Here is a 16,700-nt window from a genome sequence, read left to right as displayed (position 1 = left end):
TAAGGGAAGGAGTTTTATTTCTAATTTTAATAAAATATGCCTCCAGATTCCATCAGCGACAGTGCGGGAAGCTTTTCTTGCTTCCAGATTACATCAGCGACAGTGCGGGGAACCCTTCCGCCAGCGCTATGCGCTGCCACTACGCCATGGGCGCACAAGCTTTCCCTTAGCAAGGGAAGGAGCTTATATAGTAAATCTAAAATATGTAGTGCTTACAGCTCCCCTCCTTATTCAAGGAGGGGTGGTCCGCCATAGGCGGAGCGGGGTGGTTTACACGCATGAGTGAGACTACTTTTCGCGGAAGCGAAAATAAAAAACGTTAAGAGCTAATTAATAAGTATATTAGAATCAAAGTTTTAACCTGATCAATCAAGAAACATGACAAAACCTAACCCATTTACCCTTATCTCAAAATGGTATACGCGAATTACCCTTATTCTTTTACTTTTTATGAGTCAGTATACGGCTTTTGCGCAAACCGAATTTGAAGTGCCAGATAATGTGCTCTTAAATTACAGCTTTGAATATTTAGACGTTTTTGCACGGCCTGTGAGTTGGCTTCCTCAAAACACAAAAGATCAATATGTGATCAAAACATACAAAGATCCTTTTACTAAATTATCCTCGCTTATGATCACGCCCAGACCTAACGCAGCGGCAGATCGTGGTGCAGGTTTATGCAATACTGTGATATCTGCATTAGTTTTAAAAGGCAAAAAGAAAATCACGGTAAAGGCTAATATTAAGACTAAAGACCTTGCAGATGGTGTTGCCAGTTTATGGATGCAACTTAATGGCAGTGTCTCTATTCTTGCTGATGTTAATAGTGATGCTAAGAGCGCAAAAGGCACAACAGACTGGCAAACGGTGACTATAGAATTGCCTATACCAGAGGATGCTGTGGTGCAAATGGCAGTTTTTGGCTGTAAGATGACGGGCACGGGTGTTGCTTATTTTGATGAGTTTGAGGTTTTTCTTGACGGCGAAAGGGTGCGAGATATTATGTAACCTAGATCTTTAAAATGGGATCCTGAGAAAACAAAAAAATAAGCGCTACACGCAACCTTTAGAACTATGCCTCGTCTATTAGAAAAAACCAACCATGAGAAAAATTGTAGTTCTGTTGCTTATAAGCCTTGTAACCTTAAGTTGTACTAAGGATGATGACAGCCCAGTTACTGCTAATCTTACTGGCGAGTGGACATGGGTAAAAGCAACCGGCGGACTTGCTGGTGATACGCACACACCGCAGAGTACTGGGGAAATCATCACTCTTGTGATCTCTAATAAACATGTGGCTAGGTATATTAATGGCGAACTAGATTATGACCTGTCGTATACGCTAGAGATTAAAAAAGAGGATGGTGCAACCTTTAGCGTGATGCACATAGAAGACGGGCAGATCTCAAAGGCTATTACATTGCTTGATGGTGACGCATTGCAATTATCAGATTACAATGTTGCTGATGGCTATAGATATGATTATGTGAGGAAGAGGTAGTGTTTTGGCTTAAAGCCAAAAAAGGTGAAAGATTACGTGCAATCTTTCACCTTAGTACAGAGTATTCAGTTATTATTTATGATCTTCTAGCCACTCTAATCTGCGTTGATCTGGCAGGTGCTTAACCTGAAAATGCTCAAATGTAGCTTGAAAGCCATCGCCATCTGGGCTGGCGGCCATAAGCCCCACTTTTACAGGAATATTATCCTGTAAGTACGCATTTCTCATCATTGTATAGTTCTTATCATCAAAAGAGTAGAAGATCTCAACAGCATCTAACCTTCTTATGGCTTTGATCCAGACAAAGTCAGGTTTATCTTTTAGCTCTATCACACTCCAGTCGCTCGTAGTATGCGTTACCACCGCGCTAAGATTATATTTACCATCTACATACTCTATCCCAAACTTTATATAATTCTCATGATCTATACGCAGCATGAGTCCCATTTGATCAAAGCGCGCTTTATATGCTCCTGTTATTTTTGCTTTAACCTCAAATTCTCCGCCATAGGTAGCATAGTAAAAAGGTGCGTCATCTACAGTAAAGCCATAATGAGAGATACGCCAGTAATCACTTTGTGGAGTAACTGACATCACAAGCTTGTCATTCTTTATTTCCCATTCTTGTGGTTCATTAAACCATGTCATTTTTTCTAACCGTTGTGCATTTACATTGTGAAATAAAAAGGTCATTAAAGCTAACCCTGCAATACGGGATAATTTTCTCATAAAACTGTTTTTAAGGTTTTTCATACTTTGATATTACCTGCTTTTAACCACTTTAATTTTCTAGCGATGCAGGCGATGTATGCTTTTAATGAATAGACTTTAAAAGCATAACTTTACAAAAGTAGATTGCCTTAAAACAGAATTCAATAGTCATAAATAACCATATTGTGAATATAAAAGCTAAACTAGATAAGGCTTTACTTACCCAAACTTTTGCACAAGACAACACCTCTGCCCTACTTCTTAAATATCAAGCAATAGCAAAGGTGTATGCAGAGGTTGAAAATGCAATTGCGGTTCTCTCTGACCTTAAGAACAAAAAAAGCTCGATCTATTATGGTGCTATAAGTACGAGTATTATTAAGAAACCCAGCTTAGCAGCTCAAGAGATCTCATCAATATGGGAAGATGAAATACTTGATAATTTTCATCCAGACGATCTGATAAAAAAACAGGTTTTAGAGTATCATTTCTTTTACTTCTTGAAAGACAAACCCATCACAGAATGGACAAATTATTATACCGCCATTAACCTAAGAACAAAATCAGGGTCTGGTGATCATAAGGTGTTACACCGCATGTTTTATGCAATAGAGGGAGATACTGTGAGACTAGCCCTCTGTATCTATAATCTGGCAGGAAAAAGTTTGAACACCCTTATACATGACACCGGTGTTATCATAAATTCTACTACCGGAACAACCCACTACTGCAATGATTTTAAGCACGATATGCCTATCTCTTCCAGAGAAAAAGAAGTGCTTCTATTGATAGATCATGGTAAGATGAGCAAAGAGATCGCTACACAGTTCAACATAAGTCTAAATACTGTGAATAGACATCGTCAAAATATTTTGAAGAAACTAAGAGTAACAAACTCTATGGAAGCCTGCAGATTAGCAAAAGCTTTACATATCATTTAGGCTCGCAAACAGAGTGAATTAATAGGCGAAGCACATTATTCTTTTGGCTTAAAGTCAAAAAACAACACTACTACCCTCTCAGATCGCATTAAAAAAATTCAGGTATATTTAAAGCATGCTAAAAAGACTAAACCTGCTCTTTCTTGTATTGTGCATTAGTATGCTTTCTTGTAAAATGGAAGCTCAGGAAAAAGGTCAATCATCAGCCTTTGATTTTTCTACAGTAAAAGCATATCGCGATACTAAGCAGAACGGTACCGTTGTTAATGACTATTATGATGTGCTTACCGCAACGCAGATGCAAGCGTTGAGTAGTCAGCTTGTAACCTATGCTGATGAGACTACCCGGCAGATCGTTATCGTTACTGTAAATGATATCGCGACGTATACAAATATTCAAGAATTTGGTTCTGATCTTGCTAACTATTGGGGCGTAGGCAATGCCGAAAAAGACAATGGTTTACTCATAGTCCTATGCAACCCCGAAAGGAAAATTGCAATCTGTACGGGATATGGCACTGAGCAAAAAATAAGCGATCCCTATTGCAAAGAAGTGATCGATTCTATCATGATACCACAGTTTAAAAACGGGGATTTCTATACGGGAATTCAAGAAGGTGTTAATGCATTGATCAAAAAATGGGATGAATAGAATCAAGTTACCTTACCTCTGCAAACCCTTAATTTTACTAGAAAAAGGCACAAATGCCGTAGAAATGCCGCATAGAAACCATAAGGATATGAGGGGTATCTAACTACTTTTGACCCTCAATCTTTAATTAAAAAATCAATGAGCCAACTAGGAGAAAAAATTAGCATTGCGCGCAAAGCAAAAGGACTAACGCAAGAGAAACTTGCAGACATGGCAGGCATCAATCTTAGAACATTGCAGCGCATAGAAAAAGGAAAGACCACACCACATGGCGACACCTTAAATCGCATCGCAACAGCCCTTGAAATTCCATTAGAAGAATTAATGAATTATGGCGCCATGGAAAACACAACATATATTAAAGGCATGCATTTTTCAGTACTTACCATGTGTTTTATTCCCTTAGGGCATATTTTGCTTCCTCTTATTCTCTGGATGTTTAAAAAGAATAGCGTGAAGAATCTGGACTTCTTTGCTAAGAAGCTGCTTAATTTTCAATTAACGTGGACGCTTGTCTTTGTTCTTCCTGTTATCTTCGTTATCACAGGATTATCAAGCTATATAGGTGCCAGAGTTACCATAACCCCATGGACTGTGATCGTATTCTGGTACTTCGGATTTATAGGCGTCAATGTCATTTACACCACGATCGTAGGCATTCTTATACGCAAAGAAGTTAAGAACTATTTTCCTGTAGCAATACCATTTATACGATAAGCCCAACTATAAAAATCCAAGACACTTCATGCAAAATCTGAGCATTCTTCAAAGCAAGCTTAAAAGACATAAGATCAATCATACGGTTGAGAACAATACTGTAACCATTGGGAGTGCTAAGAAAGACTATTTTACATTCTGGGTGCTTGGAGTTTTTCCTTTAGCGGTTGGAGTGCTATTCTTGATCTATACACTTTCTCAGGGTTTGCTCATTAGCTCCTTTGGGGCAAAAGTGGGTGTCGCTATAATAGGACTTGCGAGTATGGGCGTCTTTAATCTCAACCGATTAAAAAGCAAAAAAACATCTAATAACAATGAAAAAGTAATAAGCGATAATTGCATCATATTGCGAGATGCTTTTGGTGAACATACATTTACAGCTCAAGATATTTATGGCTTTCACTATCAAGTAGAACAGATCACAAATGAGGTGTATGAAGGCAATATGTATCTTATAGATTCACAAGAACGCGCACATCAACTTCTGGGATTTGATGACGAACACGAAAGTTACGTGATCAATGATCTTAAGTGGTTTGCTGACTATTTCTCAAGTCATTTTAATGTAGCTGCAAAAGACTATTAGTAAATCACTACTCATCAATATAAAAAAGCCCCTCTGCATAAGATGGGCTTTTATTTTTTGGCTTAAAGCCAAAAAACAACACTTTTAATCTGCCACAAGAGTATATGGCGCATGCTTATTGATAAGTCCCTCAATATACTTTATAAGCGCTTTTACCATCTCCTCTGCTGCGTTCTCTTCTGCGCTAAAGGGAGTGCCATCAAAGTAACGCGGACTAGTACCCTCGCCATCTGGTGAACCGTGATGTTCATCAATACTTTTGCGCCATCTTTCAGCATGGGTGCGCCACTCTTCCTGATCCACAAGCTCTGGAGAACGGAACCAAACATTCCACGCCAGAATATTACCTGCATGCAGCATATTACCAGAGCCCAGATTGAAAACTTCCATAACCATCTCGTTAAAATCGTCTACAACAGTATGGTTTATCTTTTTGGGATTCCCTATCTCTACTTCCAGATTTCCTACCGTCCACGCAACATCTTTGTGTAAAGCAAAATCCGGATTATCGAATTTAGGGCTCACACCTTTAAGCAATGGAAATATAGGCTGATCAGGATTACCAGGAGCATAGGTGTTTAAACGGATCGCTGTTTGTTTACTTAACGGAAAAGGCATATCTAGATATTCTAGAATGTGTAACAAGAATGCAAGTTTATCGCTCTGTGCTTCATCTATAGAGAACCATATCTTAGGTTCAACGGTAATATCTGCCGCAAGCGTTCGGTTATCTTCATCAGCCCAGCCTCGTTGACCAGTAACTGTCACCTCTACATTAAGACAAACAGCATCACCCAGCCATACACCTTGTTGCGGGCAGATTATAGAATATACTCTTCCTGTATCTGTATATCCCAATCTTGAGATATAAGGCGCAAACATCTGGTAGCAACGTGAAGATTCATCCCCTAGTTGTGTAAGCCAACTAAACTCTGGCCACTCAACTGCCTGTTGTCTTCTAAGCAGATCTATATTTGCTAGATTATCTAGCATGGGTAATGAAGTAAGGTTAGGATCTGGGTACTCAAAGGCTTCGTTAGATTGCGCAAAGCCTCCTATCCATCCCGGCGGGATGGGTGCATTTTCTTTGGTTGTCATACATTTTGGTTTTTTGATTAGTTTGTTGCTATAACAATTTAAAAAGCAAATACTTACCCTAAAAAAATCATAACTACAACAAGGTATCAAATTATCTATCCCAACGACAACTCACTTTAATAAATATCACAAAAACAGGTGTTTACACGGGTTAAATCACAACCTTAAGGTATAAGAAATTAATTCAATTTTAGAGGTTTTGGCTTTAAGCCAAAAAATAACCCCTGACAGTCAGACTATCAGGGGTTAGCAATTGTGTTAGATCGTTATTTTATTGCTCGAGTTCCTTAGGTTTCACCGGTCTAGGTAAATAGCTCAAGAGACTATCTCCGTTTTGTGTAACTATGAAGATTTCTTCGCCATTTTTATTTTTTACTTTGACTATAGCCTTCGCATCGCCAGAGGCTTTAAAACCGCTCTTGTAAGTAGGTATAGAAATGAAATTGCCATTTCCATCACCTTGTAAAACCACACCGTTGCTAGCATCTAAGCGCCCTACAAAGGTCTCATTACCATAATCGTTACCTACCATAAGCACATCCAGATTTCCATCTTGATTGTAGTCGGTTATGGCGATGTCGTTCATAGGAGCCATTTGCGCTTCTGGCGGTAGAGCGACCATTTTAAATGTGCCGTCACCCAGATTCTCAATATAGCTGCTGCGGTCATAATTACCTTGAAGTGTAGTTACCCCTTGAAGTTGCTCCTCAGTAAAAAGATCTTGCTGCGTCACATTACCATATTCTTTATACAGATTAAACTTCTGTCTAAAAATAGGACTTTGCTGATTCATCGTAGACCAGAAATGCACCGGCACCGACTCATATTTACCATCCTTATTCTTGAGATGAGCAAAGTAAATAGGATCTATCGTTCCGTTATTGTCAAAGTCTTTAGCAAGCACCGTTACAGGTCTTTCTTTGCTAGGCTGATACATATTGTTAGCGCCTAAATTACCCGCAAGAAGATCAAGATCGCCATCTCCATCAAAGTCTGATGCGGTAACACTCTCCCACCAGCCCAGATATTCATCCAGACCTGTGCCTTGCATTTTAGTAAAACTAGTACCACCATTTACAAAAATGGTAACCGGCATAAGTTCGCCTACAACAATAAGATCTGCTTTATTATCGCCATTCACATCAGCCCAGGTGGCATCAGTGACCATACCTACATTGCGTAGTGCGGCAGCATAAGAATCAGTTACATCTTCAAGTTTTCCGTTGTTATTTTTAAGCAAGAAACTTTTTTCAATAGTAGGAAAAGCACCCATAGGCGTACGACCACCCACAAAAAGATCTGTGAAGCCATCACTATCAAAATCCTGCGCAACCACAACAGATCCACTTGCATTAACCTCTGGCATACGCTCTGGCGCAGCAGTGAATTTACCTTTACCATTATTGATCAATAACACATCCATCTGCTCTGTGGTCATATCCATAAACTCATTACTTCCAGAAACCAGATACATATCAAGATCACCGTCATTATCTAGGTCAAAAAGCGCAATAGACTCTTCCTCATGCGTCATATCTTCTGTTTTCGTGTAGAGTTCGCTTTCGCGAAAAGTACCATCACTTTCCTGAAAAAATATCACAGGCGAATATCTCGAAGCACTTCCTATCACAAAATCTTCAAGTCCGTTACCATCAAGATCACCCACAGCAACACATGGTCCGTTTTGAGAGAACTTATGCTGAATGGTTCGTTGCATATTAAAGTCGATTATATCGCGCTCCTGGTGCACCCATTTTAGCTTTAAGCTATCTGAAACACTTGAGAAGTTTTGTTTTTGCTTAGGTACAACAAGCGGGAATTTTAATTCGGTTACCACAGCATCACGAGCTTCATTGTGAGCAATTGTGATCGTTTGATCTGCTGGTATTCCTTCTTTCTTTACATATTTACCATCAGGCCATAAAACCTCAACCGAAGCGATATCACTTTCACTTCCTGTACCAAAATGCACCACAGGATCTACTGACGACATATAGCCACGAGAAAGGTATTGCTCGTGATATTCTGTACGCCCGTCCTGATACGTAAGAACAACTTTAGCTCCCACGCCAAATGCGTTATTTTGTGGTCCTTTTAAAGCCACACGCAGATAGTGATTATCAGACTTTGTGTTTAATGTGTTCTCAAAAACAAAGGCTTTATCGTTGATGTTATTCACCACATAATCAAGATCGCCATCATTGTCAAGATCTGCATACACGGCGCCATTACTAAACGACGGAATGCTCAATCCCCAATCTTCTCCCACATCTTCAAAATCCATGTAACCCGTATTGCGATATGCGTAATTAGGAATCTTTACAACAGGAATAGAATCTAGAATTTGTCCTGGCGGTGTAAATCTGCTTACTTCTAGTCTGAAATCTCCAAAATCTCTATCGGTTATGTCACGAGGAAATCCGTTTGTGATAAGTAGATCACGCTGACCATCATTATCTACATCCATGAACAATGGCGACCAACTCCAGTCTGTTTTATCAACGCCAGTAAGCATCCCGATCTCACTATATGGCACATCTGGGCCGTTACCCATTTGTAGCATGTTTCGGATGTATTGATACTCATAATCAAAACGCTCATTTAAGGAATTAAAGATATATGGGTTATCAGAGATAGTAGTTTTTTGGCGAAAGCTAGATTCTCCTAGCATATCAAGCGTCACTATATCAAGAAAGCCATCGTTATTAAAATCTGAAATATCATTACCCATTGAGAATTTACTCTGGTGACGAATTCTTCCTTTTATATCATTTTTAAATGTGCCGTCTTTTTGATTGATGTACAGCAAATCGTTTGTTACATAATCGTTGCTTACATATAGATCAGGCCAGCCATCCATATTGATATCTCCCACGCCTATGCCTAGACCAAAACCTTCTAATAAAATCCCTGCTTCTTGAGTAGCATCAGTAAAGGTACCGTCGCCATTATTCTTAAAAAAGCGATCGTTACTCATCGCTGAACCATCAGTAACCTTAGGTCTATAATTCGTGGGTAAACCTTCTCCTAATTCATCATTAAGCACATAAAGATCTAGATCTCCATCTAGGTCATAATCAAAGAACGTGGCGTGCATACTATTGCTGTTGTCATTAATGCCGTATTGAGTAGCCATTTCCTTAAATATTGGGATACCATCAGCGTTATTCCCTTGATTCACAAAAAGCATATTAGAGCGCTCATATCCACCTGTGCTTGCTGCACAGATATAAACATCGGGCAGTGCATCATTATTGATATCAACAATGGTTACGCCTGTGCTCCATTTGGCGGAAGCCTCAATACCTGCAACGGCAGAAATATCATTGAATTTAAAATTTCCTTTATTAAGGTAAAGCCTGTTTGCAACTTCATTACCTGTAAAAAACAGATCTGAGAGTCCGTCATTATTAAAATCTGCCACAGCTACACCACCACCGTTAAAGATATATTCGTCTGTAAGAATATTGAAGGTATCAGTCTCAATGATCCTATTTTCAAACTCGATGCCTGTATCGCTTGCAGGGTGCAGTTTAAAAAGTGTTTCTGGCTTTTCTTCTTCTCCACAAGAGACAAGAAATATAGTTATAAAAAGGGCAAATGGATACTTGATGAAACGCATGCTCATTTTCTTAAAATTTCTTTAAATGTATTTAAACTATACCATTTAACCACAACATTATCGTGGATGATATTAATTTTTTTTCGGCACAAAAAAGTAAAGGCCACAAGCAGTATAAAACTGCTCATGGCCTTAGATAAGCAAACTTGACTTAAACGTATTTTAGTATGCCGGATCCTGCGTTAGCGTTGGTGATCCATCTAAGAAAGATCTATCAATCGCCTCTGTAGGAATAGGATAGAATTCATTTTTATTTGCTGTAAATGTTTTACCTGCAAGATATGTTCTATGCTCAGCCTCACTTTGTAAGTAAGCATTAAGTACCTGTGCAGAAACACCCCATCTTTGAAGATCAAAGAATCTGTGACCTTCCATTGCAAACTCTAAACGAGTTTCAAAACGTACCGCTTTACGTGCCTCTGCAGGGTCTGTCCAAGGTGTATCATACGTATCGATAACATAATTAGCTGCAGGAGTATTAGGATTTACAGTAAAATCATTTCTTTCTGCACCTTGCGTAGCATCAGGAACAAAACCATCAGGATTAGCCGCTCTAGTTCTGATCTCGTTAACATAACCTCTTGCAAGATCTGGATCACCTACTTCAACTTCACATTCTGCTAACCAAAGTAAGATCATACCATATCTCATGATGCGGTAATTGTTTGCCGAAAGGTTACCCCATCCACCTACACCAAATGCCTCAACTTCGGCAACGTGCTTTTTAGATGAATAAGGACCTGCGTATGATACGTCACGAATAAAATCTGTATCGTGAATTTTAAATCCTTTAAAAAGAATTCCTGGACGTCCTAATGTGTGATCAATTCTAGGATCTAGCGGACCTGTATACTCAGTTTGCCAAGTAACATCAGAATCATCAAATGTGTCAGGCATTGGTAAACCATCTGCAGTAGTTTTGTAGGCATTCACAAGGTTTTGCGAAGCTTGGTAAAATCCGCAGCATCCCCAAGGATCAATATATGGGTGTGCAAGACCAACATCCTGATTAGAAGCATCACCATTAGAACTACTTATAGAATACTGGATCTCAAAGATCGATTCTTTGTTGTTTCTGGTTGCCACCAAAAAGTTATCCTCAAATTTATCTGCTAATTCAAAAGGTCCATTTTGAACGATATCAAGCAAGATCGTTCTAGCTTCGCTCAATACAGCTGCATTTGCGTTACCAGAATCATCCCATCCTTGATACATTTTGGCTTTAGCCAAAAAAGCTTTTGCAGCCCAGCTCGTAGGACGACCTACTTCTGTTTGAGTATCTGGAAGCATTGAAGCTGCTGCCTCAAAATCTGCCTCAATAAGTGGCCATATCTCACGATCATTAGGCACGAGCGTACTGGTTACATCATTAAGATTGAAATTCTCATCCGAAACGAACGGAGGCATACGCCACATTTTACGTGCTTCCATATGGAAAAATGCTCTTAGAAAAGTGGCCTCTGCAATAATCTGCTCTCTATCATCAGCGCTTATCTGATCATCAGTTAGGGCTTGAGCTGAAGTAATCGCATCATTTGCTCTAGCCACACCTTTAAAAAGTCCACGCCATTTATTTCTAATATGGTTATTAAAAGGCTGAAAATCGTAAGCCTCAATAAAGGATTGCTCTGGCTGGTCACCGGCATCTGTACCCTTCAAACCGTCATCTGAAGCCACACCACCAAAAACCCAGTTTTGTGCACCACTATTCCAAGCATCCTGACCGTCCAGACCAAGACCATTTAACATCTTATAAGCTCCAAGAAGAATACCTTCCACACCTTCTTGATTTGCCAAAGATGCGGTACTAAACTGCCCTTCTGGTTCTTTTGTCAAAAACTCATCGCTACATCCTGATAATACCAGAAGTACCGATAACATTACTATTATACTTTTTGTTCTTTTCATATTATCTTTTTTTAAAATAAGTCAATATTAAGTCCCAAAGTGAATATTCTGGATACTGGCATGTAACCACCATCAAAACCTAGAGTTGCATCAGCTCCTGTCTGGATCTCCGGGTTAAGTCCAGAATACTTTGTCCATGTAACAAGGTTTTGACCTTGAACGTAGATCTGACCTCCATTAAGACCTATAGTATCCATCCATGAGCTTGGGAAATTGTATGTAAGCTGGATATTCTTTAATCTTAAATAGCTACCGTCTTCAATAAAATAAGATGATGGCTGACTACTTTGTTGATCATTTGCATCCATTATAGGGCTAGTAGCTCCTGGATTTGCAGCTGTCCATTGAGACATTGGCGCCTCAGGGTTAGCCGGTTGCCATGCATCATACAATGCTCTAGTAGATTTGTTACCTTGGAAGGTGTTGAAATCTGCAAAATATCTAGTATAGTTGTAGATGTCATTACCATGCTGACCGTTAAAGAATACATTTAAACTCCAGTTTTTGTATGACATGTCAATGTTAAGGCCATAGGTGAAATCTGGGTGAGGACTTCCAATGATCGTTCTGTCATCACTTGAAATCTCTCCATCTCCATCAACATCAGTATACTTAAACTTACCAGGAGCATTATAAGATCCAAATGCTGGCCAAGCATCAGCTTCTGCCTGATTCTGGAAAATACCTTCTACCTGATACCCAAAGAATGAAGAAATAGGGAAGCCTGCTTGTGTAAGTGTAAGTGCAGTTACACGAGAAGCCGCTCCTAAGAAACGAGTATTCTCACCTGCATCAAGCTTATTTACTTCGTTCACATAACGAGAAAGGTTTCCATTTACGCTATAGCTAAAGTCACCAATATCGTCTGCCCATCCCAACTGAATATCAAAACCATTGTTTGTCATTTCACCTACGTTAAAAGAAGGAGGTGAAGCATCACCAGCCGTGAAGGTAATTGGTGTAGCGAAAAGCATATCAGTTGTTTTTCGCGTATAAGCGTCAAAACTAAACGTAAGACGATTATCTAGCATTGCTAAATCAATACCGAAGTTATGCGAAGTTGTTGTTTCCCACTTTGCGTTTGGATTACCAAATGATTGTGCATCATAACCTATAGTTGCATTATCTGGTGAACCATTGATAGGATAACCTGCATTAAATACATTATAACGGTATGTTGTATATGGGTTGTAATCTCCAATAGATTGGTTACCTGTCTGACCATAACCGTATCTTAGTTTTAGGTCGTCAATAATATCAACAGAATCCATAAAGCTTTCTTCAGACATTCTCCATCCTAAGCTCAACGCAGGGAACCATGCACTCTGTGAAGCTTGTAAGAATCTTGAAGATTCATCATTACGTATAGTTACTTTAAATAAGTACTTATCGTCATAAGAATAATCAAAGTTTCCGAATACTGAGAATAAAGCATAGTCATCAAAAGGATAACCATAGTTTGTAGCTGTTGCAGGATCACCAAGATTTAAATATCCTAGAATCTCATTTTCAAGAGATGTAAATCCATTTCTTGTCGCTCCAAATTCTTCACCAAATGATTCGATCGCTTCTGTACCTACGTACGCATTAAGCTTATGCTTTTCACCGAAAGTGTGATCCCAAGTCAATACATTACTCCAAACCCACTGGTAGTTATATCTATTACGTGCTGTAGAACCGTTTATAAAGTTACCCTCAACATATTCTGGTTGTGGTCTTCCTAATTCGCGGTTTCTTACGTTGCTATAATCAATACCTAAACTGGTTCTGATCTCAAGATCATCAAGGATATCAAATGCTGCGTATGCGTTACCAAAAGCACGCAGTCTATATCTTCTATTATCCTGACCTCTTGAAAGAAAAGCATATGGATTATAGTTATTACCTAGGTTAGCACCACGGCTACCGGCAAAATTTCCTGCGATATCATAAACCGGTAATAATGGGTGATGTTTATACGCACCTGATACGGCGTTTTGCTCATCGTTGTTGTTGAAAACACCTTTTCTGTTATCAAATGAAACTGTGAAGTTTTCACCGATAGTAAGTCTATCTTCAAGTGTTCTAAACTCTGTGTTTACACGAAGTGAAAGACGATCATATCCCACGAATTTAGTAATCGCATCCTGAGAGAAGTAACGTGCGTTCATCGCATAACGAGCACTCTCTGAAGCTCCTGAAGCTGTGATCTGGTGACTCTTCATTGGTGCGGTGCGTGTAACCTCATCCCACCAATATGTATCAGCACTTCTTGTGATCGCATAAATATTTGTAGGTGTTAATGAGTAAAGCGATGGGTCTGTACCCGCATCACCTTCATTTGCTCCACTAGGAAAAACATAATCAGGAATTGTTACTTCACCATTAGGTCCATAAGTATACTGCCCATGTGATGGAGTCTTACCTGCATAAAGATCAGAAAGGTATAAGTATTGTCCTAATTCGCGCGCGTTTAAAACTTCTACATCCTCTGCAGCTGATTGAATTCCATAAAATGTTTGATATCTAATGGTTGGTTTACCCAGTTTACCTTTTTTAGTAGTGATAATAATCACACCGTTTGCTGCTCTTGATCCGTAGATAGAAGCTGCAGATGCATCCTTTAACACTTGTAAAGACTCAATATCACCCGGGTTTAAGTTAGATTGTGATTGTGATGGCACTCCATCAATAATATAAAGTGGATTGTTATTACCGATAGTACCAAAACCACGAATCCTCACGGTAGCTTCACCACCAGGAGTTGCGTCGTTTACAATAGAGATACCCGAAGCTCTACCTTGCAGCTGTTGCGCAAACGTTGTAGCTGGCACCGCAAGTAATTCTTCTGTATCTACTGTAGATACCGCACCGGTAAGGTCTCTTTTAGATTGAGAACCATAACCTGTTACTACAACTTCATCTAGCGCTGCAGCATCTTCTTCCATTGTTAGGTTAATTTGAGTCTTCCCGCCTACTGCGATCTCAGACGTTTGAAAGCCAACGTAACTAAAAACTAAAGTAGCTCCATTTGCTACTTCTAATGTATACTTCCCGTCAAAGTCAGTTTGAGTTCCATTATTAGTTCCTTTTTCTAAAACATTTGCTCCTACAAGCGGCACGCCACCATTATCTGTAACGGTACCACTTACGGTTGTCTGAGCCCAGGCCGCACTTGACATGCATATAAAACCCAGGATCATTGATAATACTGTAAGTTTTTGTTTCATAATTTAGTTTATTGATTGGTATGATGATTTAGTTTTCTGTAATCCTGTAGCGGTTTTTCTTATGCTTTTCAGCGAAAGCCCAACCCATTTTCACAAGATCTATACATCTCATCTGCTTAATCAGGATAGAGGTAGTTTCTCTTCATGCTTTTTCCGTTTTTAATTAGTTTTCAATATGTTAACAAAAGTCTAATTTATCAATTAAAACGTTAAACCAAAAAGCTTTCAAATAATTTTTATAAAAAAACTTCAATCAATTAACTTAAAAAATGACATAAGTGTAAAATTTACTAGTCATTTTTAATAATGCTTAAAAAAGAATCAATTATTGATCATATGCGTGGATGTCAGTATTAGCAAGGCTTCGCAAACGTTGTAATTAAAAAAAGAAAAGAGAATTTTAAACAAGATCTTAAAGCTGATCTATATAATTCTTGATGTTAACAACTTGTGGATAGACAGCAATTTTATGTGTTCTGATTTTTACAGAATTACTGTTTTGAGATCCTTCTAATTGTATTTTCATGCTTTCAGAAGGAAATAAAGGCATGTGGCAAGCGATGCAATTTTCAGTATCACCGTTTACATTTTGATGAGCTTGTGTGAGCGTATTTTTGGCGGAAGCGTGACAAGAAATACAAACCGCATTAAAGGAAGATACGTCACCTCGCTGATCTTTGTGAGGATCGTGGCAAGTGATACAATCCATTGTCTCTGTAGCTTTAAAACAGGCGCTTTCTTGTAGTAACCCCACCTGATTACCATGCACATCAAGCGCAGCGTTGCTGGCAACTTGCTGATAATTTTTAGAATACTGTGCTAGATCATCGCCTATTTGATACTCAAACGGACTACCCTGAAGTTGGCGTACGCGTAAACCAGAATGGCACTGCGCACAGGCATCTACTCGCCTATCTCTAGCCATATTTGCATATCTAGTGATGAATTTGCCTATGTTTTCTTCTGGGTTTTCTTGATGAAAAGTAACATGTTCTTGCGCAGGATTGTGGCAACGTTCGCATTGCACGCCAAGAAATAATTGTCTACCCGTATAGCTATTGCTCATCCCGTTTTCGCGATCGTTTGTGGCGTAGGTTACATGACATTTTAAGCACTGATCTGTTACAGCACGCTCGTCTTTAATATAGAATTTAGAATAATTGGGGCTGTTGATCCACGCATGTTCTGGGACGTAGTACGAGGTTTGTAGCTGATAAAGTTTATCGCCATCCCAGCTTAAAAAAGATTGTCCTTTAACTCCAGAACCTATTGTGATCTGCATGGTATCTACAGACAGTTTTTCTCCTTCAGGAAAGCTATATGCTGTCTGGATCAAATGATCATCTTCCTCAGTAATAAAAAGCCTAGCGTCATAAAGTTTTAAAACATTATCCTCAATTGATGCGCCTGGCACGTTATCAGCATTTGCTAAATAAGATGTTTTAAAATGGGCATTTTTAATGTGCTGTTCATAAATATCTTCATGACATTCTGCACAGACCCTACTGCCCGCATACTGCTTACCATTATTATGTACCGGTAACGGCTGGATCTCTTCATAGCCAGAATTTTTATCCTTGCATGAAGTAAAACTCACAATAAGTAAAGCGATAAGTAAAAGTCTCAAAATGGTTGATTGATGTCCTTAAATATACACTTAATTAACAGGTAGCAAAATATTTAGGTCTAGAGGAAGGTTAATTTGGCTGTAGCCGAAAGAAATAAATTAATCACTCTTTAATGATTTGAACACAA

At 39.0% G+C, this 16,700-nt stretch carries 12 protein-coding genes; 6 read left to right on the top strand and 6 right to left on the bottom strand.

From position 1 onward, the window contains the following. Positions 1-378: 378 nt before the first annotated feature. Positions 379-1,008 carry a hypothetical protein gene (locus ACZ5L8_RS02660; RefSeq protein WP_464439572.1) on the top strand — a complete coding sequence of 210 codons (630 nt, stop codon included), beginning with the start codon at positions 379-381 and terminating at the stop codon, positions 1,006-1,008. Positions 1,009-1,102: 94 nt separating this feature from the next. Continuing rightward, positions 1,103-1,501, top strand: a complete 399-nt coding sequence (locus ACZ5L8_RS02655; protein ID WP_464439571.1) for a hypothetical protein — start codon at positions 1,103-1,105, stop codon at positions 1,499-1,501. A 72-nt stretch (positions 1,502-1,573) separates the two neighbouring features. Here ACZ5L8_RS02655 and ACZ5L8_RS02650 read toward each other — a convergent pair whose 3' ends face one another. After that, positions 1,574-2,230, bottom strand: coding sequence for a DUF1349 domain-containing protein (locus tag ACZ5L8_RS02650; RefSeq protein ID WP_464439570.1), 657 nt, complete (start codon positions 2,228-2,230; stop codon positions 1,574-1,576). 167 nt (positions 2,231-2,397) lie between these two features. On the opposite strand from ACZ5L8_RS02650, the gene ACZ5L8_RS02645 reads away from it, so the two are divergent. The 4 genes from ACZ5L8_RS02645 (at position 2,398) to ACZ5L8_RS02630 (ending at position 5,108) form a co-directional block, all read left to right on the top strand. Continuing rightward, positions 2,398-3,153, top strand: a complete 756-nt coding sequence (locus ACZ5L8_RS02645; RefSeq protein ID WP_464439568.1) for a LuxR C-terminal-related transcriptional regulator — start codon at positions 2,398-2,400, stop codon at positions 3,151-3,153. Positions 3,154-3,268: 115 nt separating this feature from the next. Beyond that, a complete protein-coding gene (locus ACZ5L8_RS02640) occupies positions 3,269-3,805 on the top strand; it encodes a TPM domain-containing protein (protein ID WP_464439566.1) in 537 nt (178 codons plus the stop codon). 138 nt (positions 3,806-3,943) lie between these two features. After that, positions 3,944-4,522: a helix-turn-helix domain-containing protein gene (locus ACZ5L8_RS02635; protein WP_464439565.1), complete on the top strand. Its 579-nt coding sequence runs from the start codon at positions 3,944-3,946 to the stop codon at positions 4,520-4,522. Positions 4,523-4,550: 28 nt separating this feature from the next. Further along, on the top strand, positions 4,551-5,108 hold the full coding sequence (locus ACZ5L8_RS02630; RefSeq protein WP_464439564.1) for a hypothetical protein: 558 nt from the start codon (positions 4,551-4,553) through the stop codon (positions 5,106-5,108). 84 nt (positions 5,109-5,192) lie between these two features. Here ACZ5L8_RS02630 and ACZ5L8_RS02625 read toward each other — a convergent pair whose 3' ends face one another. The 5 genes from ACZ5L8_RS02625 to ACZ5L8_RS02605 all read right to left on the bottom strand — a co-directional run bounded on the left by ACZ5L8_RS02625 (position 5,193) and on the right by ACZ5L8_RS02605 (position 16,572). After that, a complete protein-coding gene (locus ACZ5L8_RS02625; RefSeq protein WP_464439563.1) occupies positions 5,193-6,206 on the bottom strand; it encodes a hypothetical protein in 1,014 nt (337 codons plus the stop codon). A gap of 271 nt (positions 6,207-6,477) precedes the next feature. Continuing rightward, entirely contained in the window at positions 6,478-9,828 is a 3,351-nt protein-coding gene (locus ACZ5L8_RS02620; RefSeq protein WP_464439562.1) for a VCBS repeat-containing protein, read from the bottom strand. Between the two features lie 162 nt (positions 9,829-9,990). Further along, a complete protein-coding gene (locus tag ACZ5L8_RS02615) occupies positions 9,991-11,736 on the bottom strand; it encodes a RagB/SusD family nutrient uptake outer membrane protein (RefSeq protein ID WP_464439561.1) in 1,746 nt (581 codons plus the stop codon). 11 nt (positions 11,737-11,747) lie between these two features. Then, positions 11,748-14,945 carry a SusC/RagA family TonB-linked outer membrane protein gene (locus ACZ5L8_RS02610; protein ID WP_464439560.1) on the bottom strand — a complete coding sequence of 1,066 codons (3,198 nt, stop codon included), beginning with the start codon at positions 14,943-14,945 and terminating at the stop codon, positions 11,748-11,750. Positions 14,946-15,357: 412 nt separating this feature from the next. Beyond that, a complete protein-coding gene (locus ACZ5L8_RS02605) occupies positions 15,358-16,572 on the bottom strand; it encodes a cytochrome c3 family protein (RefSeq protein WP_464439559.1) in 1,215 nt (404 codons plus the stop codon). Between the last annotated feature and the right edge of the window lie 128 nt (positions 16,573-16,700).

It is taken from the genome of Leeuwenhoekiella obamensis, assembly GCF_055391795.1.
This window is presented reverse-complemented; position numbering and strand designations above follow the sequence as displayed.

Coding starts and splice junctions, on each gene's coding strand:
- ACZ5L8_RS02615 (WP_464439561.1), bottom strand. CDS start 11,736: ATGAAAAGAACAAAAAGTATAATAGTAATGTTATCGGTACTTCTGGTA.
- ACZ5L8_RS02650 (WP_464439570.1), bottom strand. CDS start 2,230: ATGAGAAAATTATCCCGTATTGCAGGGTTAGCTTTAATGACCTTTTTA.
- ACZ5L8_RS02630 (WP_464439564.1), top strand. CDS start 4,551: ATGCAAAATCTGAGCATTCTTCAAAGCAAGCTTAAAAGACATAAGATC.
- ACZ5L8_RS02620 (WP_464439562.1), bottom strand. CDS start 9,828: ATGCGTTTCATCAAGTATCCATTTGCCCTTTTTATAACTATATTTCTT.
- ACZ5L8_RS02635 (WP_464439565.1), top strand. CDS start 3,944: ATGAGCCAACTAGGAGAAAAAATTAGCATTGCGCGCAAAGCAAAAGGA.
- ACZ5L8_RS02625 (WP_464439563.1), bottom strand. CDS start 6,206: ATGACAACCAAAGAAAATGCACCCATCCCGCCGGGATGGATAGGAGGC.
- ACZ5L8_RS02655 (WP_464439571.1), top strand. CDS start 1,103: ATGAGAAAAATTGTAGTTCTGTTGCTTATAAGCCTTGTAACCTTAAGT.
- ACZ5L8_RS02660 (WP_464439572.1), top strand. CDS start 379: ATGACAAAACCTAACCCATTTACCCTTATCTCAAAATGGTATACGCGA.
- ACZ5L8_RS02640 (WP_464439566.1), top strand. CDS start 3,269: ATGCTAAAAAGACTAAACCTGCTCTTTCTTGTATTGTGCATTAGTATG.
- ACZ5L8_RS02610 (WP_464439560.1), bottom strand. CDS start 14,945: ATGAAACAAAAACTTACAGTATTATCAATGATCCTGGGTTTTATATGC.